This is a genomic window from Acinetobacter amyesii, assembly GCF_023499985.1.
Classification (GTDB): domain Bacteria; phylum Pseudomonadota; class Gammaproteobacteria; order Pseudomonadales; family Moraxellaceae; genus Acinetobacter; species Acinetobacter amyesii.
On sequence record NZ_JAMCOU010000025.1, the window covers coordinates 37,970 to 59,606 of the forward strand.

Consider the following 21,637-nt stretch of genomic DNA (forward strand, 5'->3'; position numbering starts at 1 on the left):
TTCTTAGCTCAAAAATCTGCTTATGACGCAATACGGTTGGTTGTCGTTTTCTGTTCGGCGGTATGCTGTTGTTCTGCCCAGTGATTTAACGTGCTTGGACTCACAGGATTTGCAATTTGATCTAAAAATACAGGTACTGGTCGTTCTGCTTCGTCGTTATAACTGGTGGTAAACAGTCGAACGCGGTTCAGACAAATTTTCTCGAAACGTGGACGGAACATACTGAATTTTTCAATACGATCTGCCAATTCAGGATGTGCTTGATGAAATTCGTCGATCACGCTGGAGATGGTTTGCCAAAACTCAAGTTCTGTATGCTCTGGATAATCTTCAAGGAAGACATTACAGATATAGCGGTAATGCACCATGAATAAACCTGTAAAGATAAAGTGACTAAGTTCTTCAGCAGGATGGCGCAGTAAAATTTGCCCTTCAGGTGGTAAATTTTCGAGTTCAGGAAAATCTTCATCAACTAAATTGACATCATCAATAAAGTCCTTCAGCACCATTTTTTTCGGTAAGCCATTTTCATGGATCAACATGGTGTTTTCACCGTGCGGAGAAAAAGCTAAACCATATTTGTATAAGCAAATTAGTAGCGGTGTTACACAAACTTCGGCAAATCGTTTCAGCCATTGCAAAGGCGTCAAACCTGAAGCCTGAATCAACACGGATAAAATAGATTGACCGTTTATGTCTCGATGTAACAATGCGGCTTGGGAAAGTGCCATCTCATGTTCACCAATACATGGCTCTACACTTTCACGCCATAAACACCCAAACAATTCTTTAAATTGGTAAGGCGCACCGTCTATCTGATCAAAACATGGCTGTTGCAAAGTTAAACTTGCAACTTCACCCAAAAATGCTACCTGTGTTTTTTGCAGGTCTACATCATGATATTGAATGTCCTTCAGCCAAGCGGTTACCGCAGGTGCAGCCAAATTTCGTTTTGAAGGCAAACCTCGATAGACCGCCGTATTAAAGATACTGACAGGTAACTTCACATAATGACGTTCAGGATGACTGGTATTGCATAAGGTACGAATGGATTGCATTGGCACATAATCATCTTGTCCAATGTCCAGCTCTACAATGCGCTGATCGACGATTTCATTGGCATAGGTCGGGATTAACCACTGATGCCACTGCCATGCATGTACAGGAATAAAGTAATACTCAGCAGCATCTAAGGCTTTGTCCGCTAATTGCTGTTGAAAATCATGTAATTGTCCTGAGTCTAATTCATGGCGATATAAGCTTTGCGCATCCCAAGCCTCGGTAGAACGAAACTTAGCTAAATCACGATGAACAGCTAACCACAGAACTTTAACCGTTGGAGAAATCTCTGGTGCGGAGCTTAAATAATCATCATAGCCAAAGCCCATACGGCCTTTACTCATAATAAGCCATGGGTGTCCACGTAACATGCCTTCAATTTGATAGTGTGGCGCTGACAAGACAGCATGACTCAGCAATCGCTGTTCATCAAAAACATGGGCTTCTGCTAACCATGTATTGTTCATTTCTTTAATCAAATATGCCTTGGTAAATGGTTTCACCTCAGCTTGATTTGAAAAAGCGCGAATAAATTCATGCAGATTCCATGCGGGCTCTGTTGTCGATTCACTTAACTCTCGAACACTCCCTTCAACAATACGCCAGTGCCCAAGCAGAAACTGAGTCGCTTCAAATTGATAGGTTTTGTCATCCAGTTTAAGTTGCCAAGTGTTATTTTCCACTTGCTGAATCTGAATAATTTCTTCATATAAAAACTCAGCAATTGCCATTTCAATCAGTCTTTGCCCTGCACGGCGCCACTGCGTTTGATTTATCTGTAATTTTGCAAATGTCATTATAATTTCTCGAGTTTAACCGCATTCTGTTCTTGCTTATTCGGCATAGTCGTATTGCGGTTCATTGCATAGTTGGCAATGGTTTTTTTTACGGATAAAGATCTTTGGATATTGGTTGGCGCTGATTTCTTCACAATGCCCATACTGTGCATTTCAGTATTTTCACTGGGTGAAAAATGTTGGAAACTTTGAGCTTGATCACCTAAATCGTATAAGTTAAAACCCAATAATTGATTGGCAATGATCGCTGCACGGTGAGCACCCAACCCTAAATCAGGAGTCCCGACACCGTGACTGTGCATTTCCTGATTTTGAACAAAGATTTCCCCAACAGCGTCATGCTGTACGCGGTAGTCCTGACTAATTTTCCAGCGACCGAATTCATCACATTGAATCAGCGGTTTTAGATATTTGAGATATTGCCACTCTGGACTGTGATATCCCGTTGAAGCCACGACAAAGTCCGCATCCAGATAGAATTGTTCTGCCGTGACTTTATGCTGAAACTGCAAACGGATGCCCGCACCATGAGGCTCGGCATCGACCAAACCCACCTGAGCATGTAAATGCGTCTGTTGAATATTTTGACCAATACTCCGGTGATACAGTTTTTGGTAAATATCACGGATGGTTTTTGCACTGATGCCCTTATATAACAAACCTTGTTGTTTCAGTTGTTCGGCTTTATTTTCAGGACTTAGTTGATAAAAGTGCGTAGTATAATCCGGACTAAAATGCTCTAAACCCAGCGGCGCATATTCCATCGGGAAAAAACCATTAGAACGGGTCAGCCAATGCAATTTAAACTGCGCTGTTGTCGTCTGATCCTGCAAATATTGACGATCAAACAGATCCATAAAGACTTCGGCCGAAGACTGGCCTGATCCCAGTACAACCACATTCCCTTTCAAGTGATTTAACGCTGCATTGCAATAATTTGCAGAATGTAAGCAGCGCTCCGGATATTGCTGTTGTATGTCTTTTAGACACTGTGGTAAATGCGGAATATTGCCCGAACCAATGACCAAATTTCGACATTGATAACGTCTAAAACGTCCATCTTGTTCAACCATGACTTCAAAGCCTTGCTCTTGGGCATAAATGGCTTTTACGGTTGATTGATATTGAATATGCTCTAGTTGGTCTGCAACCCATTGACAATAATGGTTATATTCACGTCTAGGAATCTGAGCTTGTTCTAAAAAATAGAATTTGTATAAACGCTGCTGCGCCTTTAAGTAATTTAAAAAACTAAAAGGACTGGTTGGATCGACCATGGAAACCAGATCGGCCATAAACGGCACTTGCAGTACTGTATTGGGCAATTGCATACCCGCATGCCAGTCGAACTGTGGTTTCTTTTCAAAAAATTGATACTGCAAATGATTTTGCTTATGTAGCAAACTCGCCAAACTAAGGTTAAATGGCCCTAAGCCTATCCCAATAAAATCAAGCATATTGCACATCCTTCTGTTCCACACATAAAGGATTTGGCAACTGTACATAAACCGATTGCTGATCGACTGGGGCAATCAATTCATCCAGCTCATACAAGCGCGTCAACAGATTACCCTTATACGGCAAGGTCGGCTGATACAGTAATGAAGGAATCAATGAACTTTCTGGATATGCCCGATGTAAGTCCAAAAGTTCATTTTGCAATATCGATATCAACACTTGCTCTGTGACATATCCAGTTGCACCAATTGCATTGATAATGCCGAATAAAGTATTACCAAAGAAATAATAGCTAAAGCGCTCATCGACAAAGGCTTTGGAACCCACGGCATGCGCTTTTTCTTGCAACTCTGGAAATACGCTTAAGACTTCACCTGCAAGTTCTTCAATATAGTAAAAGCCTTGATTGTCGCGCAGCCATAGATATTTAGGCATTGCATGTTCAAGCTCAAGTAAGACATTTTGCTGATGTGATTCAAAAGCCATTCCGTATTGATGGTACATATACATCAGTGGTTTCAGACTAATTGCCAAAAATTGTTTAAACCAATTGATCGCAATGGCGCTTTGATCAAGTTCAGGTTGTTGTTTTGCTATTTGTTCAAATAAGGCATTAAAACGGCTTTTCGGCTGTGCTGGATGATCTTGGCATAATGATGCAATACAACTCACCTGCTGCTTTTCACTAAAAGGCTGATCACGGAAGATGCAAATAGTTTCATCGACGATTTCATCATCTATGTTCAATGCCATCCATGCAGGATCATTCACCGCTTTGAGCGTTGGGCATTGTTTTAAAATACGTTCACCGAGACTTGAATGCCAAAGTCGATGGGTCATTTCACCACGGTGGCATTCTTTGGCAAGATTAACTCGGATTGAATTGGTGATCATTACAGATAGTGATGGTTTCAACATCCACGGCGCTGCAAAACTTGCCATAGTGCGTACCGAAGTTGTTGGTGAAAATGCCCAACCTTTCTCGCCAAAATCGATAATTTTTAATTTGGTTTTTAAGTTTTTAAACCATGCTTTTGACTGTAAATAACGTGCTTGCCAAGGATGCAAAGGCAATAACTTATAATGTGAATAGGCATTCAGTAGTGCTTGATCAGTTTCTGATAAATGCCATTGCAATTCGCTTTTCAATTGCGCTGATACAGCTTGCTCTAAAGCTGAACTTTCTTGAATATATTCTGGAGCTACCAACCAATAATGCAGTTGGCTGAGACCTTTGGCTTCTGGCGAATACCTTTCCCAATCTTCATGCACAAAACCGACCCGACTTTTCGGTGCAGGATGCATGCTGTGCCCTAAAATTAAAGCTTGTTCCGATTCAATGAAACTTTGTTCCGCTTGGACCAAAGCCTCAAAATCATGTTCACGTAGTGTCAAAAATTGAATAAGCGCTTCACGACTTTCGATCCAACGTTCTAATAATGATGAAGCATCCAGTGTATGACCTGACTCTTGTACGAGCTGTTCAAGTAATAAACTCGCGATCGCGGTGATACTAAATGACTGTTTCTGTCCCTTGTTAAAGACGTGTGGGAGATCTGCAAGACGATGTCTACCAACAAGGCTGACATAAGATAGTGGTACAAATAACTGTGATTGAATGCAATCTAAAGGGATGCATAACAACGTCAAGCCTTGGCTAAACGTCAATTGTGATGAATTCTGTTGATACTTTTCCAGTAAAATACCTTTACCGGTTTCTTGTGAGTATGCATTGACAAGATGCTGCATCGCCAAGCGATTAGCAAGCTCTTTCATCTGACCATATCCTCTATTTTTAAGCTTTTCCAAGCTTTGTCATGTAATTATGTTTCTTTAACTGTGCAAATAATGCTTAGTACGCTGGCCAGCGTGAAACCATGTTAATGATAATCATTATTGTTAATAATTGCATTTTTGTGAAAATTTGCTACAGGATTGCAAATTTGGTCTTATCTCTATGTATTTAAAAATTAATTTTTTTAATATAAACTTTTCTGTTTTTATTTATACAATTTTCTGAAATGGAACTAAATGATAATTTTCTCATTTAGCATTGAACAAATAAATCATATTGCTTATTTTTTAGCCGAATTATCACATTGTGCAACTTAAACTAAAAACCCATGTCTTTTACATGGGTTTTTATATTCTGCTTTTAACCAAGCTTTTATTTAAATCAAGGAACGAAATGTGCAGTTAAATTTTAATCATTGAAGACTTTACTAACACCATACTGGCCATACATCCTTATTGCCAATTAGCATGTATTTCATAACAAACACCTACTGATTTCTGATCTATATCTTCTATTCAGACTGGTTATACAGCATGAATTATGTACTCCAATGATTTGGTTGAAATCAATCAATTGATTTAACAACCCAATCCAAAAATTTGTGCTTATCAAAAAAGTCTGGCGCAGCATTCGCAAATATACTTTTTTCTCTGTTATTAAAGATTCCTTTGTAATAAAAAGACCTATCTGCGGTAAATTTTGACTCATCCCCTTCATGCAATTCTCTAAAGAAGATCGATAACTGCATAAATCGACTTTTAGAAGCTAAACCATGTTTTTCTAATACAAAATTATAGATTTGCTCAATAATCGCTTTAGTATTTGAATAAGGCATTTTGTTGTCTCTTTATTAGATCGCTCTTTCAAATTACAGCTTTTAAATTAAAATACAACTGTTTTGTTCGGATTTTAAATACCTATTTTTTATAAGTATTTTTATAATTAAACACCTTTAAGTGCTATTAATGAATCAACCTCTAAACATGAAGTTTTACTAAATTCTACTTCTGCGACTACATACATTTTCGTTATTAAAAGCTAAATCTGTAACAACAAAAGTGTAGTCTTAGCTAGTACTTCCAAATTAAAAATAATCAGTTGGAGTGAATTGATCAGTATTAATATGCGCAAAATACGTATTAACCAAGATTAAAATGTTAAAAGTTTTAGCTGAACAAGGAATTCACCTAGATGCATAACAAAATTTTAAAGTTTATAAGTTTTCTCATTTTTAGCAGTATTTTAACAACAGGATGTAAATCTTCACCGTCTCCTCAACAAGAATTAGATGTACAGGCAAATTTTTTCCCGTCTATGTTGAGAATTGATGGAAATCTCTTTGCCTTAGCGAATCAAACACCTCCTAATGATTTAACTATGGAATTATTTAAATCAACACTACTCAAAGCAACTATGTTGAGAAAATACGAAGTTGAAGCCAAAAATAATTTTAGTTTAGAAAAAAATAGAAATCCAATTGAGCTGAATTCAATGTGTTTGATGACAAAATTTCTTCTAAATAAATCATATATTCAAAAAGCTAATCTCAATCCTGAATTTTATGAAGATATTTATAGTTGGATTAAAACAAAGAATAGTTCTTGGGAAAACTTACTTAAAGAGACTAAACCCGGAGAGTTCGAATATTCATGTGTGATTTCTCCTTCAAATATCCCCAATTAAGATGCGACATCGAACCACAAAGCCGCTCAATGCGGCTTCTGTTATTTTATAGATTGTGAAGTGGAAGGTATTCCCTCTAAATTCACTTAAATTTAAGTAGTGAAAAACCGCACTTAAACATCAATCACATCAGCAAAATTTGCACCCAAGACTTTTGCTAAATCTTCGGGTTTTAAACCAATATCCAAACCACGCTTACCACCACTCACATAGATTTTAGCTAAGTGCTGCGCAGAAGCATCGATCACAGTTTTTAAGCGTTTTTTCTGTCCAACTGGACTAATACCACCAACCAAATAACCGGTTAAACGCTCTGCATCTTTTGGGTCAGCCATTTTGAGTTTTTTACAGCCAAATGCTGTGGCCACTTTTTTCAAATTTAGCTGATATTCAACTGGCAATACGGCAACAAAGTAATTTTTATCGTCCGTAACCATTAATGTTTTAAACACTTCTTCGACCGTTAAACCAAGTTTTTCCGCAGCTTCTAAACCAAAACTTTTTGCTTCTGGGTCATGATCATATTCATGAATTGTAAAGTCGATTTTATTAGATTTTAAGAGTTTACATGCAGGTGTCATTGCTTTATCGTCATTCCATTCGGACAACTAGGAAAACTTAATTATAAGCCTATTCTCGAAAGACCGGCGAAGACTTTTATATTTTTCATGAACATGACTTGTGCAATAAGTTTGAGTTGAATACATTTAAACAAAGCAAAAATTTTAAAAAAATATGACAACGCTGACTCAAGACCTCATCCAATTATTATCTGTAGTACCCAAAGATCAGGGCTACTTTTTAGCACAAAGTAAACCTCTGTTTGGTGACCATATTTTTGGTGGACAATTACTTGCTCAGAGCATAGTCAGTGCATCCTTTACCTGCACACTCCCACTCCACTCTTTACATGCCAACTTTATTTCTGCGGGTCTTGCAAATCATCCCGTATTATTTAAAGTCGAAAATTTACGTGATAGCCATAGTTTTTCTACACGACAAGTGACCGCCATACAGCATGGCAAACCAATATATATGGTGATGTTGTCCTATATGAAAAACGAAACAGGTATGGAGTATCAAATACCTGAACCAGATCTGATCCAACAGTTTCCACCAAGTATGCTTAAAGAAGAGCAATTCTATAAAGCGCAAATCCAATCATCTATTTCACCTGAATATCTATCCACATTTTTACAGCCTTTTCAGCTCATATCTAAACCAATTGAATACGTGCTGACAGATTTGCCACCGTCCGGTCAAGCTTCTGTCTTAAATCAAAATCAATATGCAGAATATTTAAAACTCCATGATGCCTTAGATGCCCAATTTGACCAACTTCATATACATCAAGCCATTGCAGCATACTATTCAGACTATAATTTATATTCTGCGGCGCTCAAAACACATGGTTTAAATTATCTGTCTCCTGAACTCATCGCAACCAGCCTTGATCATTCGATGTATTTTCATCATACCTTTAGGGTAGATAATTGGGTATTCTATGACATGAATACTACCCGAACCTCGCAATCACGTGGGCTTAGTCATGGGCAAATGTGGCAAGATGGAAAATTAGTCGCAAGTACTACACAAGAAAATTTAATGCGTTATACAGGCGAATCGTCAGCCTTGTGACAATCTTTAACATTCAAATTCTTGTTAAGTGAAGCATCAAGCGTATAAAATTCATGCAAATCATACCGCTATAACAATAATATGCCTTCGATCTACCAACTTAAACCTGCATTTCAAAACCTGCTTCGACCTTTGGTTAAATCACTTCATCATCTTGGTATTACAGCAAATCAAGTAACACTACTAGCAATGTTCATTTCGCTAGCTGTGGCATTTTTTATTTATATCTATTTCTCTCACAACGGTATTGGCATTTTACTGTTGATTTTCCCCGTGTGGATGCTTATTCGAATGGGCTTCAATGCCATAGATGGCATGCTGGCACGTGAGTTCAACCAACAATCCAAACTCGGTGCTTTTTATAATGAATTATGTGATGTGATTTCTGACTCATCACTCTATTTTAGTTTAATTTGTTTTGCTTTTATTCAAGCCGAACTGCTAATTTTGACCTGTTTTCTCGCCATACTTGCTGAATATACAGGTGTGATGGCGCTATTAGTGGGTCAAGAACGTCGCTACGATGGTCCAATGGGAAAAAGTGACCGTGCTTTTGTATTTAGTATCATCTGTATCGTGATCGTGACTTCTTCTATATTTAACTTCGGTTTAAATACATTGTCTCTTATTTGCAATAGTATTTTGATTATTATCATCTTTTTATTATTTATCACGATTTATAACCGCATTAAAAATAGCATTATCAACCCACAATAAATTTCAGTTTAGATCGTCAGTCGATTTATTATTTTGAGAACAACACAATGTATAACAATACTCAGCATACCTTTACGAGCCATGATGGAACATCCTTGTTTTATCAACATTGGGAAAATAGCAGTTTAAAAAGCAACCGTAAGAAAAAAGCGGTGATCTTATTTCATCGTGGCCATGAACATTCGGGACGAATGGCGCATTTGGTCAATGAATTGAATTTGCCTGATTTTGATTTTTTCGCTTGGGATTCGCGAGGTCACGGCAATACCCCAGGTGAACGTGGTGATGCACCTAGCTTTTCTGCATGCGTTCAGGACATTCAATATTTTATTCAGCATATTGAACAAACTTACCAAATTCGATCAGAAAATATAGCAATTGTAGCTCAAAGCGTTGGTGCTGTTTTAGCCGCGACATGGGTGCATGATTATGCCCCTAAAATCCGTGCTTTATGCCTTGCCTCGCCTGCATTTGACATCAAACTCTATGTGCCTTTTGCAAAACCCGGCTTAACACTCATAAATAAATTCGCTGGCAACTTTTTTATTAATAGTTATGTCAAAGCCAAAATGTTGACACACGATACTGCACGTGCGCAAAGTTATGATACTGACCCAAAAATCGCTCGGGCCATTTCAGTCCGAATGCTGCTGGGGCTATACGCAGCTTCAGATCGACTCGTTAAAGATGCACAAAATATTTTTGTTCCTACACAGATTTTATGTTCAGGATCTGACTTCGTGGTGCATCAAAAACCGCAATTGTCGTTTTATCAAAAACTCCCTCATCCAATGAAGGAATTTCACGTCTTAGATGGTTTTTATCATGATACTTTGGGTGAAAAACATCGCAAAATCGCCACAGATAAAATCCATCGCTTTATTCAACAATGTTTTAAACAACCGTATTCAGCACCTAAACTTTTAGATGCCGATAAAATTGGCCCAAGCTGTGCTGTAGCAGAAACCTTAAGTTCAACGCTTCCAAAACACTCTTTAAAACATGCATTTTGGAGCTTAACCAAACAAAATCTTAAAATTGGTAGTCTCTTTTCCAAGGGCTTAAAAATTGGTGAAGAGACAGGATATGACTCTGGCAGCACCTTAGATTTTGTCTATCGTGATCAATCAGAAAGCCAAAATGCACTGGGTAAAATCATCGATCGACAGTATTTAAATGCGATCGGTTGGCGTGGTATTCGCGTTAGAAAACAAAATATTGAAGCGCTATTAACGAAATATGCTTCTAAGTTACATGATGCCCAACAAGCGGTACGGATTATGGATATTGCAGCGGGCCATGGCCGATATATTTTAGATGCTGTACAAAAACTGCCTGAGCAGCCTGAATCCATCCTGCTTAGAGACTATAGCTCGATCAATGTACAAGCGGGTCAAGTAATGATTGAGCAAAGAGGTTTAAGCCAGATTGCCAAATTTGTAGAAGCGGATGCATTTGATACCACATCACTAGCCAGTGTTGAACCTAAACCTACTCTAGCCGTGGTCTCAGGTTTATACGAATTATTTAGTGATAATGATTTACTTAGACAGTCCTTATCAGGCTTGAGTCAGGCCATTGAGAAAGATGGTTATCTCATCTACACGGGTCAAATTTGGCATCCGCAACAAGAGTTTATCGCCCGTGCCCTGACCTCACATCGCCAAGGAGATGCGTGGGTCATGCGTTTACGCTCACAAGCCGAGATGGATGCCTTGGTTGAGCAAGCAGGATTCAAGAAAATCGATCAAGTTATTGATGAGTTTGGTATTTTCACCGTTTCCGTTGCACAAAAAATTTAAGCTTGGACGGTCAATCTTATGCATAAACTGGATCCAGAAACAGGAACTTGGAAATACGGCCTACTGTGTTTGGCATTTCTGGCACCTTTTTTCTTCTTAAGTTATGGTTTTGCCAATCAATACGCTGCGGGTTTAGCGTCTGTACCTGTTATCGTCTTTGAATGGGAAAAATATATTCCACTTTGGCCATGGAGTATTGTGCCTTATTGGTCGATTGATCTGTTCTATGGATTGTCTTTATTACTTTGTTGGAATAAGTTTGAATTAAAACAACATGTCCTGCGACTATTTTCGGCACAAATCCTTTCAATTAGCTGCTTTTTAATTTTCCCGCTACGTTTTAGCTTTGAACGCCCCGAACTCACAGGTTTTTTCGGCCTATGGTTTGATGTCTTGATGGGCTTTGATAAACCGTTTAATCAAGCACCTTCCCTGCACATTGTGCTACTGGTGATACTTTGGGATTCTTTCCGTCGGCATAGCACAGGTAAGCTAAAATATCTGGTAGATGGTTGGTCCTTTTTGATTGGTCTCTCAGTTCTAACCACTTGGCAGCACCATTTTATAGATATCCCAACAGGTTTATTAGTCGGTGCCTTATGTTTATGGCTATTCCCGATGGCTGGCTCTGCGCCATGGGTTCAAAATAAACAAAGTCGGCTAAGCTTAAAGCACATTAAAATCGGGATCCTTTATCTGTTTGCTGCTTTATTTTGTAGCGCAATCGCACATGCAAAAGGTTGGTGGCTTTGGCTACTCTATCCTGCGAGCAGTCTACTTTTAGTTTCGTTTGCATATTTATTCAATCGACCCCATTTTTTTCAAAAACTCAGTCATGGTGATATGACTATTGCTGCAAAAATGCTGTTCGCACCCTACCTTATATTTGCTTGGATCAATAGCCGAATCTGGACCTATCGCCATCCTGAAGATTCTAAAATCATCAAAATCAATCAGAGTTATATTTATTTAGGTCGCTATCCGTCCAAACAGGTCATGCAACAATATGATGCTTTACTCGATTGTTGCGCAGAATTGCCCACTTATCCAAAGTGCTCTTATGCCCAAAACTTGAGTTTAGACCTAATTCCTTTACAGGCCAATCAGCTACATCATGCTGTAGAGTCTTTAGAACTATTCTTGAAATCTAATAACAATGATGAAGCACAAAACATCTTGGTCTTCTGTGCTTTGGGATATTCACGAAGTAGTGCTGTAGTTGCCGCATTATTATTGAAACAACATCCTGAATATTCAGTCGAAGATGTTTTACGGATTATTCGCCATAACCGTCCTTGGGTCGTGCTAAAAGCACCTCAAATAAAACATTTAAATACTTATCGTTTGAAACTTAAAGGACTTGCACCATGAATTTACAACTTGTGGTGCTATCAAAGTTGTTGCAATCTACCACAGGGTTGCTCATCTCAGCTTATGTGGCAGCGATTCTCACACTCTCGCTCATCATCCAGTTTGGCAATGTGATGCTATTCGATTTGCTATATATATTAATTTGTCTAGTTTTGCTCGGAATACAACATTATTTAAGCCTGAGAATCAAATTTGATTCGGCACTTTTAGCCACTGTCGCTGAATACAGCCAAACTCAAAACCTTGAACAAACCACCAAGGAGCTGGACTTAAGTTTAATTAACCTAAAATTAATGCCTGCAAATAAATGTGGCCGCGCATGGGAACTACGTGAGTTAGGTTGTCTGGCTTTATTTAAATGGCAAATCGTAGTCCTTTGCTTGCAATACATCGCATTCATCTGCATATTTTTACTGTATAAATAATTCACAATAATTTGAATCTATGCCAAATCCATTAGACACTTTAGGGAATGCTCACTCACCAATGAAAGGTAATTTTTTAAGCCGTTCAATTGCTCGCTATATTGCCTTTCTCACTCGTCGTGGTGCGCGGCTGCTCACGGGTGCGCGGAGTCTATGGGTCGGGTGCAAACCGGTTATGAAACAGCGTATTTATTATGCAAATCATAATAGCCATATCGACTTTATTTTACTTTGGTCATCACTGCCGACAGATCTCAGACGGAGGACCCGTCCTGTAGCAGCATCAGATTATTGGCTAAAAGATGGCTTTCGACGTTTTCTCATTCAAGACACGTTTACTGGCGTCACTATTCAACGAAATCGTGAGCAAAATCAAGATCCATTAGAACCGATCAAAACCGTATTAGCACAAGGTGACTCGATTATTTTCTTTCCTGAAGGTACTCGAAATTTAAATGATGACGTTGAATTATTAGAGTTTAAAAGCGGTTTATTCCATCTCAAAAATCAATTTCCTGATGTTGAAATCGTACCAGTGTGGATCTCTAATTTAAAACGTGTCATGCCTAAAGGCGCGCTTATACCATTGCCATTATTATCTACCGTTATTTTTGGCAAACCTTTAGAAGCCCATAATGAACACAGTAAAACTGAGTTTTTAAACTACGCTCAGGAAGAATTACTCAAATTAAAAGCATTGGAGTATCAATAATGGAATTCACCAATGCGCAAATGACCTATGTATTGTTTGGTATCTTTGCAGTTATTTTGATTATTGCCTCAACCATTGGCTCAATACTAAAATTTAAAGCGGGTTATGCACCAGCACCGGTCATCGACAATTTAAATGCGCGGATCAATGCATGGTGGGTCATGTTGTTGGTACTTGGTGTAGCAATTTCATTAGGCAAAATTGCCTTTGTGATCCTGTTTGCGTTGATTTCACTCTTTGCTTTACGTGAATTTATCAGTTTACTCCCAACCCGTCGCGGTGATTATCTTCCGTTGCTGATCGCTTTTTATTTTGTCATCCCTTACCAGTATTACTTGGTGTATATCGACTGGTACGGGCTATATTCTATTTTTATTCCGCTGTATGTATTTCTTCTTATCCCAATCGCTACACTCAAAGCCGAAGATACCACGCGATTTTTAGAACGCAGTTCAAAAATTCAATGGGGGCTGATGATCAGCGTATTCTGTATTTCGCATGTGCCTGCGCTATTAAACCTCAAACTTCCCGGATTTGAGGGTGAAAAAATTTGGCTAGCAATCTGGCTGATCATGGTGGTACAAGCCTCCGATGTCTTGCAATATGTCTGTGGCAAGCTATTTGGAAAGCACAAAGTCGCACCGATACTTTCACCATCTAAGACTGTTGAGGGGTTAATCGGAGGCATTGCTTTAGCTACTGCTCTAGGTGTTGCCATGTCATGGCTTACACCCTTCAGCTATCTACAGGCTGCATGTATTGGATTTATTGTTTGCATATTTGGCTTCTTTGGTGGTCTTGTCATGTCAGCCATTAAACGCGATCGTGGTGTAAAAGATTGGGGACAGCTCATCCAAGGCCATGGTGGCATGCTCGACCGAATTGATTCAATCTGCTTTTCTGCACCGATTTTTTTCCACATTTTGCGCTATTGGTGGTCTTAAAAAGTGACTAAGTTTCAAATAGAAAATTTGGGATTTTAATTGATGTTACGTATGTAGAATTAATTTCACATTTTAAAAATAATTTTTAAGTTTATGCGACGGTGTCTTACATCTAAAGATTGAATAAAGGTATTAGCCTTCGGCTGGAGATACTCTTACGAAGCGTTGTTTCTTATTCGGCAAAATGAGAAGCGAAGCTTCGCAAGGAAACCATCTTGCGGTGCAATGCACCTCACCGACAAAACTCGTTCACTAGCGTCAAATTATTCAAAGAATCGCAGAAACATTTTTGATTACAATAAGTCTTGTCTCAAACAATTGCGGATAACGTTACCGTGTATCGTTCTTTTATTTGAATCAACGTGCGCTTCTGATGTTACTACGTAGCATCGGTTAAAAATACGCACAATAAAAAAATCCCAAGCAAACAAGCTTGGGATTCTTCTCATCAGGTATTCGATTTAAACGTCTGAGACCGCAAACTTTTTAAAAATACTTGCACGACGTTTAGGATGAATATGGGCTTTAGTTAAATCACCTTGATAGTGATCATAGACACGTTTATCCATCATCTTAAACCAAATAGAGGGTACTAAAGCAGGAATTAGCATAGTGGCATAGCCGCTAGGCAACTCTGGCGCTTCATCAAAATGTCTTAATGCCTGAAATGGACGAGTCGGATAAGCATGATGATCTGAATGTCGTTGTAATTGATACAAAAATAGATTGGTCACAATATTATTGTTATTCCAACTATGTTCAGGCATGGTTCGCGCATAACTTCCATCCGGTTTTTGCTCACGCTTCAGGCCATAATGTTCAATATAATTAATAATTTCAAAAAGGCTGATTCCATAAAAGGCCTGTGTAACTAAATACGGTGTCACACCTTTACCAAACATTTTCAGCATCGAGGCATGAAAACCTGCACTCATCGCCCAACCATGAAACAGTTCATTTTCCTTCGAAAAGAAACTTAAACCTTTACGTTTTAAACGTTGTTTCTCAATCTGCACCGCCGATTTAATTCCACCAAATACAGTGCGTGGCCAAAACTCATAAAAAGTTTCGCCCATTTTTGAAGATGCAGGATCTTCAGGCGTTGCCGCACGTTTATGGTGCCCATAAGGATGTTCAATGCGGAAATGGCTATAACCTAATGGTGCGAGAGTCGCATGTGCCCAATAATGGTCTTTTTTATGTGGTCGATGGCAGAGTTCATGAGCTGTATTTACGCCAACACCATTGATGGCACCCATCGAAATCCCAAGTAGAACTTGATCTAATATTGAAACATCTTTACGGGTAACCACATAGCCAGCAAAAGCATTCGCTGCCATTTGCAGTGGGATAAATAATTTGACGATACGATCATAATAAGGATCATTCACTAAAACTTTAATGTCATCATCTGTCGGGTTATTGGCATCATCACCGATCAGTGCATCCAGTGCAGGAATAATGACATGCAGTAGAAGCGGCCCGCCCATGGCAAATAGTTTTTTTGTCGGTTTTGGACCAAAATGATAACCCGCCAAGATCCCCATACCAATGACTGGTAAACCTGGACTCAATAGCCAACCATAACGTTTTTTATCTATAACACTACCGATTTTGCTTTCTAACTGAGCGAGCTGCTGTTCATTTAATTTTACTGGTGCATTCATGCGCTAGACTTCCCTATTTACTTCTTCTGTGTTTATATTCGTAAAATATGGGCAGCCATAACAGTTTTAAGCGTCCAAAAAAACTATGTGATCGTCTTTGGCATTTAAGGATAAATGTTGACCTTTAAACACATAGTGACCATCTATAAATAGAAAATTAATATGAGTAAATATTTGAAATATGGATGCTTTAAGTAAAATTTTTGATGATATTCATCTCCATCGATCTGAATATATTTATTTGAAATCACAGCATCCTTGGGCTTTTCATTTTCAAGATCACAATGCCATGGTTGCGTATGTAGTGATTCAAGGTCAGTGTGTTGTACATATAGATCAAGAGCAGGTCTTACTCGAAGCTGGCGATCTTTGCCTTATTCCGTCAGGGCAAAACCACCACTGCAAATCAATACAGTCTGATATCTTGGTCGAATCAATAAACATCACACCACTGTTTCAAGAGCAACGAAATAAAACCATTGAATTAAATTCTGCCGAATCTCACGAAGCAGAAGAATTATTTGTACTAGCGATCCGTGGACATGTCGACAGCATTATGGCAAAGCCTTTAGTGAATGCCCTCCCCACGCTGTTACATACACCACACATTATGAGCAGTACCGCACCGGAATGGTTGCAAATTGGCTTACATTTTCTGGCCGTTGAAGCGCATCAGATCCGTCCAGGCCGCGACAAAATTTTGGATCATTTGGTGAGTATTTTATTTATCGAATGTGTGCGTGATTATATTGCAGCCTTGTCAGATTCAAGCAGTTGGTTGCATGCCTTGAGTCATCCTGAATTATCCAACGCTTTGGCCGCGATTCATGAACAACCACAGCATGCTTGGACCGTCGAAAGCTTGGCAGAACAATGTTGCATGTCACGTTCTAAATTTGCCAGTTTATTCACTCAAATGCTCGGTGAATCTCCACTCGCCTATTTGCAGCAACATCGTTTGCGACTGGCGACACAGCACTTACAAATGGGGCAACTGACTATTCAGCAAATTGCCCATCGTATCGGTTACTCATCTGAAACAGCATTTAGCCAAACTTTTAAAAAGTTTTATGATCTAACACCGAGCCAGTATCGACAGCAGCATCAACTCGCAAAAACTGAGTCACCTTAGAGGTTTATTTAACTGACGTTACGCACATAAAAGTAATTTTGCATTTTTAAAATGATTTTTAATTTTATTCGACGGAGTCTTACATCTAGGGATTGAATAAAGGGATTAGCCTTCGGCTGGAGGTACTCTTACGAAACGTTGTTTCTCATTCGGCAAAATGAGAAGCGAAGCTTCGCAAGGAAACCATCTTACGGTGCAATGCACCTCACCGACAAAACTCGTTCAATAGCGTCAAATTACTCAAAGTATCGCAAAAACTTTTTTGATTAGAAGTAGTCCTGCGTCGAACAGTTGCGGATGACGTTACCGTGTATCATACTTTTATTTAAATTAAATTACGCTCCTGATGTTACTGCGTAACATCAGTTATTTAATTTAAAAGCTTTAAAATCGCTTCCACAGGGTTTTCACTGTTGCCTGAAAGCAGTTGTTTATGCATGGTGATGTGCTGCATCACTTGAATTTGCGATTTTTCAACATCCATCAAGCTTTCAATTTCTGCTGCTAATTTTTCAGGTGTTGCATCATGTTGAATAAGTTCCTGAATCACCTTTTTGCCCGCAATAATATTTGGCAATGAATAATACGGAATTTTGATCAGCAATTTCACCACATGGTAGGTCAGCCAATTTAACTTATAAAAAGTCACCATTGGACGGTGTAAAAGCATCGCTTCTAAAGTCGCTGTACCCGAAGCCAAAGCGACAATATTCGATGCGTTCATCACCTGACGGCCAATTTTAGATTCGGTATCGGTGTTTTCCATCAAGCGAACTTTGGCTTGTAATGCTTCAGGGTACTGCTTGAGCAACAATTCGATTTGCTGTTTACGTGCATCATTAATTGCAGGAATCAGGAACACATAGTCTGGATGCTGCTCCGTCAAAATCTGTGCGGCGGACAGTACCAAAGGCCCCAAACGCTCAATTTCACCGCGACGGCTGCCCGGAAGTAATGCAATGTGTTTTTGATGCTCATCTAAGCCTAACTCGTGTTTAGCCGCAACGAGTGGATTATCTAAAGGCAACTGACTTGCCAATGGGTGTCCGACAAATGCAGCCGGAACTTGCCATTTTTGAAAAAATGCTTTTTCGAAAGGAAATAAACAAAGGACTAAATCGATACTCGCCTTGATGCCATGCACACGGCCTTGTCGCCATGCCCACACTGAAGGGCTGACATATTGCACTGTTTTAATTGGTAGCTGTTTTTGCTTCATGCTCTTAGATAAACGCAAATTAAAATCCGGTGCATCTATCCCTACAAAAACATCGACAGGGTTTTTAGTCCATTTTTCAACCAGACCATCACGTACAGCAAAGAGTTTTTTAATATCTTTTAAGACTTCAACGATCCCCATCACCGATAAAATATCCATCGGATAATAGCTGTTAAAGCCTTCTGCAATCATTTGCGGACCACCGATGCCTTCAAATTCCGCATCGATCCCTTGCTCTCGAAAACTACGGATAAGCTTGGCGCCTAATGTATCCCCGGATACTTCCCCAACCACGATGCCAATTTTAAGTTTCCGATTTTGCAAAAGTCTGTCCTTTTAACTCAATTTTCTTTAGCTATAGATTCTATACGAGTCCTTCACAAAGTTAATAGATTTCCTGAAAAAAGCTGCACAGCTCTAATTCACCATTTTAGAAATATTTCTCACTGTGCTTAGCTACTAACTAAAATTTTTTATACCAATGGTTCTGATTTCTACCGTATTTACTCTTAAACAATTTACGAAATAGTACTGCGGTTTTAAAACCCGTGCTTTCCGCAAGTTTATCAACTGAATAATCTGTCAATTCGAGCAATTCAGCCCCACATCGCAGTCTTTAATTATTTGACCAAGTGACAATAGGTCGTTCTGACGCATGTTTAAAATGTCTAGTTAGTGTCCTTCTACTCATATTCGAATAATGGCGAAACCTTATCTTTTTAAGGAGTATAAATTTTGCAGGAATGGACTTTAAGTTCACAGTCGCATATATCGATAAATAACTAATTAAAGACTAGGAAAATAAACCTACGGTGCGTTTTTTGGTATTAGATATGCATTTCAGATAGTCATCACCTTATATTCTAAATACATGATTTCACTGCAGCATAATCTCCATTTGAACTATCAACCAGTTGAGAAAGCCGAAATCAATAACTTAGCTTATATAAAATTTATTAATTTCCAAATTAAATTATTCTTTATCTATTTTTTTCACAAGTAAATCACTAATCGAGACAACGACTTATATTAATTAGTCATAAGATATGCACGTTTTTCGATATTTGGCATTCAGCGATGGTCGGTCCTTTAGAGTTCATTCTGGCAGGTGTAATTGTAGGTTTCTGCGTAGGTATTACCGGTGTTGGTGGTGGTTCATTGATGACCCCGATCCTGATCAGCCTGTATAAAATTGAACCCCACATTGCGATCGGTACAGATCTACTGTATGCCGCAATTTCAAAATTTTGTGGTTCTTTAGTCCATGCCCGTAAAATGAATATCGTTTGGACCATTGTCATTTGGCTTGCAGTCGGCAGTATCCCTGCGTCATTTGCGACCCATTGGGTACTGGAAAACTATCTCAGCCAATCGACACATTACAAAACCGTGTTAACCATGTTTTTGGGTTTTATGCTGACGATTACAGGGATCTCAATTATTTTCCGTGGTCATATCGAAAAATTCTTTAATAAATTTCGAAAAACTGATCAGTTGGATGATATGAGTGCGGATCTTGAACGTATCAATTTCCAAGCTAAAAATAAGCGTGCATATATCATCATCATGGGCATTATTTTAGGCGTATTCGTTACCCTATCGTCTGTTGGTGCAGGTGCTTTCGGTATTATGGCATTGGTACTCATGTTCCCTAATTTACCAATGATTCGAATTATTGGTTCAGACGTCGTACATGCCGTGCTGCTTACACTGGTTGCTGGCTTGGGTCATATGAGCTCAGGCAATGTTGATTTTCATTTATTGGGTTGGTTATTGGTGGGTTCTATTCCCGCAATTGTAGTCGGAACTTTAATCAGCTCCCGTTTACCTGAAAAAGTCATTCGTAAAGTCTTAGGCATTACCTTGTTTGTTTTAGGCATGAATTTCATCATTAATCCAGTAAAATCAAAACCTGTCGAAAAACCAACAACTGCAATGTTGATCGCACCGACGGTGAATAGTCAGCAGGTTTAAATTAACTGCCCGATTCATCACTTTTTTTTCAGAGACTTATTGATCTTTTTTATAACATTTGAATGCTATATTCATGTTATATTCGGCTCACGAAACAACCTTTTGTATAATCAAACCAGTGACGGCAATGAATACTTTACAGTCAAATTCTATTACCCAAAACGACATTGATGACGTGAATGTAAAAAGCATTCAGCCTCTTGTTACTCCTGCAGAACTAAAAAAAGAGCTACCTCTGACTGAAACTGCCTATCAAACAGTCCTTAAGGGCCGTGAAACTGTACGTAATATTTTAGATGGAAATGACAAACGTCTTTTTGTTGTCATTGGTCCATGTTCAATTCACGACACAGTCGCTGCACATGATTATGCTGACCGTTTAAAAGTTTTAAGTGACAAAATCCAAGATACGATTTATGTCGTGATGCGTGTGTATTTTGAAAAACCACGTACCACTGTGGGTTGGAAAGGTCTAATTAATGACCCTGACATGAACGATTCTTTCAACATCGAAAAAGGCTTACGTATTGGTCGTAAACTTTTACTTGAATTGAATGAGAAAGGTTTGCCTTGTGCAACTGAAGCACTCGATCCAAACTCACCACAGTACTACCAAGATCTTATCTCTTGGTCAGCGATTGGTGCGCGTACCACTGAAAGCCAAACACATCGTGAAATGTCTTCTGGCCTGTCTTCACCTGTGGGCTTTAAAAATGGTACAGATGGCGGTTTAACCGTTGCGACCAATGCCATGCAATCTGTTAAACATGGTCATAGCTTCTTGGGCTTAAGCGACCAAGGTCAAGTTTCTGTTATTCGTACCAGTGGTAACCCTTATGCACACGTTGTACTCCGTGGCGGTAACGGTAAACCAAACTACGACGCAGGTTCAGTTGCAGATGCCGAAGCGGCATTAGCCAAAGCAAAAGTTAGTGGCAAAATCATGATTGATACCAGTCATGCAAACTCAAACAAAGACCCGTACCTACAACCCCTTGTTCTCAAAAATATTACTGAACAAATCCTTGACGGAAACAAGTCAATCGTGGGTATTATGGTAGAAAGTCATTTAAAAGGTGGTCGTCAGGATATTCCTGCCAACCTCTGTGACCTCGAATATGGTAAATCAGTGACTGATGGCTGTATCGATTGGGATACGACTGAAAAAGTCTTGTTAGAGATGCATGAAGCACTTAAAGACGTGTTACCGACACGCTAAGTGAATGAAAAACGCCATCTTCGAG

18 protein-coding genes are annotated in these 21,637 nt (G+C 39.0%); 11 read left to right on the top strand and 7 right to left on the bottom strand.

What is annotated here, in order from left to right:
• Window positions 1–20 precede the first annotated feature (20 nt).
• The 4 genes from M5F03_RS06375 to M5F03_RS06390 all read right to left on the bottom strand — a co-directional run bounded on the left by M5F03_RS06375 (window position 21) and on the right by M5F03_RS06390 (window position 5,944).
• Complete coding sequence (locus M5F03_RS06375) at window positions 21–1,856, bottom strand: IucA/IucC family protein (RefSeq protein WP_249707522.1); 1,836 nt, start codon at window positions 1,854–1,856, stop codon at window positions 21–23.
• A complete protein-coding gene (locus M5F03_RS06380; protein ID WP_308199813.1) occupies window positions 1,856–3,313 on the bottom strand; it encodes a lysine N(6)-hydroxylase/L-ornithine N(5)-oxygenase family protein in 1,458 nt (485 codons plus the stop codon). The genes M5F03_RS06375 and M5F03_RS06380 overlap by 1 nt, the downstream gene beginning before the upstream one ends.
• Complete coding sequence (locus M5F03_RS06385; RefSeq protein ID WP_249707524.1) at window positions 3,306–5,090, bottom strand: IucA/IucC family protein; 1,785 nt, start codon at window positions 5,088–5,090, stop codon at window positions 3,306–3,308. The genes M5F03_RS06380 and M5F03_RS06385 overlap by 8 nt, the downstream gene beginning before the upstream one ends.
• Before the next feature lie 584 nt (window positions 5,091–5,674).
• A complete protein-coding gene (locus M5F03_RS06390; protein ID WP_180023592.1) occupies window positions 5,675–5,944 on the bottom strand; it encodes a hypothetical protein in 270 nt (89 codons plus the stop codon).
• 356 nt (window positions 5,945–6,300) lie between these two features.
• Between M5F03_RS06390 and M5F03_RS06395 the strand changes: the two genes are divergently transcribed.
• Window positions 6,301–6,792: a hypothetical protein gene (locus M5F03_RS06395; RefSeq protein WP_180107185.1), complete on the top strand. Its 492-nt coding sequence runs from the start codon at window positions 6,301–6,303 to the stop codon at window positions 6,790–6,792.
• 113 nt (window positions 6,793–6,905) lie between these two features.
• Here M5F03_RS06395 and ybaK read toward each other — a convergent pair whose 3' ends face one another.
• Window positions 6,906–7,373 carry a Cys-tRNA(Pro) deacylase gene (gene ybaK, locus M5F03_RS06400; protein WP_180023982.1) on the bottom strand — a complete coding sequence of 156 codons (468 nt, stop codon included), beginning with the start codon at window positions 7,371–7,373 and terminating at the stop codon, window positions 6,906–6,908.
• Window positions 7,374–7,527: 154 nt separating this feature from the next.
• Here ybaK and M5F03_RS06405 point away from each other — a divergent pair, with 154 nt between their 5' ends.
• The 7 genes from M5F03_RS06405 (at window position 7,528) to M5F03_RS06435 (ending at window position 14,401) form a co-directional block, all read left to right on the top strand.
• Complete coding sequence (locus M5F03_RS06405) at window positions 7,528–8,430, top strand: acyl-CoA thioesterase (protein ID WP_249707526.1); 903 nt, start codon at window positions 7,528–7,530, stop codon at window positions 8,428–8,430.
• An 81-nt stretch (window positions 8,431–8,511) separates the two neighbouring features.
• A complete protein-coding gene (locus M5F03_RS06410) occupies window positions 8,512–9,147 on the top strand; it encodes a CDP-alcohol phosphatidyltransferase family protein (protein ID WP_249707528.1) in 636 nt (211 codons plus the stop codon).
• A gap of 47 nt (window positions 9,148–9,194) precedes the next feature.
• The gene (locus tag M5F03_RS06415; protein WP_249707530.1) at window positions 9,195–10,949 is read left to right on the top strand and encodes a bifunctional alpha/beta hydrolase/class I SAM-dependent methyltransferase; all 1,755 of its coding nucleotides are present in this window, start codon (window positions 9,195–9,197) and stop codon (window positions 10,947–10,949) included.
• Between the two features lie 18 nt (window positions 10,950–10,967).
• Window positions 10,968–12,320: a phosphatase PAP2/dual specificity phosphatase family protein gene (locus M5F03_RS06420; protein ID WP_249707532.1), complete on the top strand. Its 1,353-nt coding sequence runs from the start codon at window positions 10,968–10,970 to the stop codon at window positions 12,318–12,320.
• Window positions 12,317–12,745: a hypothetical protein gene (locus M5F03_RS06425; protein WP_249707534.1), complete on the top strand. Its 429-nt coding sequence runs from the start codon at window positions 12,317–12,319 to the stop codon at window positions 12,743–12,745. Before M5F03_RS06420 ends, M5F03_RS06425 begins: the two co-directional genes overlap by 4 nt.
• Before the next feature lie 61 nt (window positions 12,746–12,806).
• Window positions 12,807–13,457: a lysophospholipid acyltransferase family protein gene (locus tag M5F03_RS06430; protein ID WP_180035759.1), complete on the top strand. Its 651-nt coding sequence runs from the start codon at window positions 12,807–12,809 to the stop codon at window positions 13,455–13,457.
• On the top strand, window positions 13,457–14,401 hold the full coding sequence (locus tag M5F03_RS06435) for a phosphatidate cytidylyltransferase (protein ID WP_078191012.1): 945 nt from the start codon (window positions 13,457–13,459) through the stop codon (window positions 14,399–14,401). Before M5F03_RS06430 ends, M5F03_RS06435 begins: the two co-directional genes overlap by 1 nt.
• A 461-nt stretch (window positions 14,402–14,862) precedes the next feature.
• Here M5F03_RS06435 and M5F03_RS06440 read toward each other — a convergent pair whose 3' ends face one another.
• On the bottom strand, window positions 14,863–16,068 hold the full coding sequence (locus tag M5F03_RS06440; RefSeq protein WP_249707536.1) for an alkane 1-monooxygenase: 1,206 nt from the start codon (window positions 16,066–16,068) through the stop codon (window positions 14,863–14,865).
• Between the two features lie 181 nt (window positions 16,069–16,249).
• Between M5F03_RS06440 and M5F03_RS06445 the strand changes: the two genes are divergently transcribed.
• The gene (locus M5F03_RS06445) at window positions 16,250–17,200 is read left to right on the top strand and encodes an AraC family transcriptional regulator (protein WP_249707538.1); all 951 of its coding nucleotides are present in this window, start codon (window positions 16,250–16,252) and stop codon (window positions 17,198–17,200) included.
• Window positions 17,201–17,570: 370 nt separating this feature from the next.
• Here M5F03_RS06445 and lpxB read toward each other — a convergent pair whose 3' ends face one another.
• The gene (lpxB, locus tag M5F03_RS06450; RefSeq protein ID WP_249707540.1) at window positions 17,571–18,743 is read right to left on the bottom strand and encodes a lipid-A-disaccharide synthase; all 1,173 of its coding nucleotides are present in this window, start codon (window positions 18,741–18,743) and stop codon (window positions 17,571–17,573) included.
• A 753-nt stretch (window positions 18,744–19,496) separates the two neighbouring features.
• On the opposite strand from lpxB, the gene M5F03_RS06455 reads away from it, so the two are divergent.
• On the top strand, window positions 19,497–20,393 hold the full coding sequence (locus tag M5F03_RS06455) for a sulfite exporter TauE/SafE family protein (protein ID WP_078193863.1): 897 nt from the start codon (window positions 19,497–19,499) through the stop codon (window positions 20,391–20,393).
• Window positions 20,394–20,520: 127 nt separating this feature from the next.
• Window positions 20,521–21,612: a 3-deoxy-7-phosphoheptulonate synthase gene (locus tag M5F03_RS06460; RefSeq protein ID WP_143221612.1), complete on the top strand. Its 1,092-nt coding sequence runs from the start codon at window positions 20,521–20,523 to the stop codon at window positions 21,610–21,612.
• Window positions 21,613–21,637 lie beyond the last annotated feature (25 nt).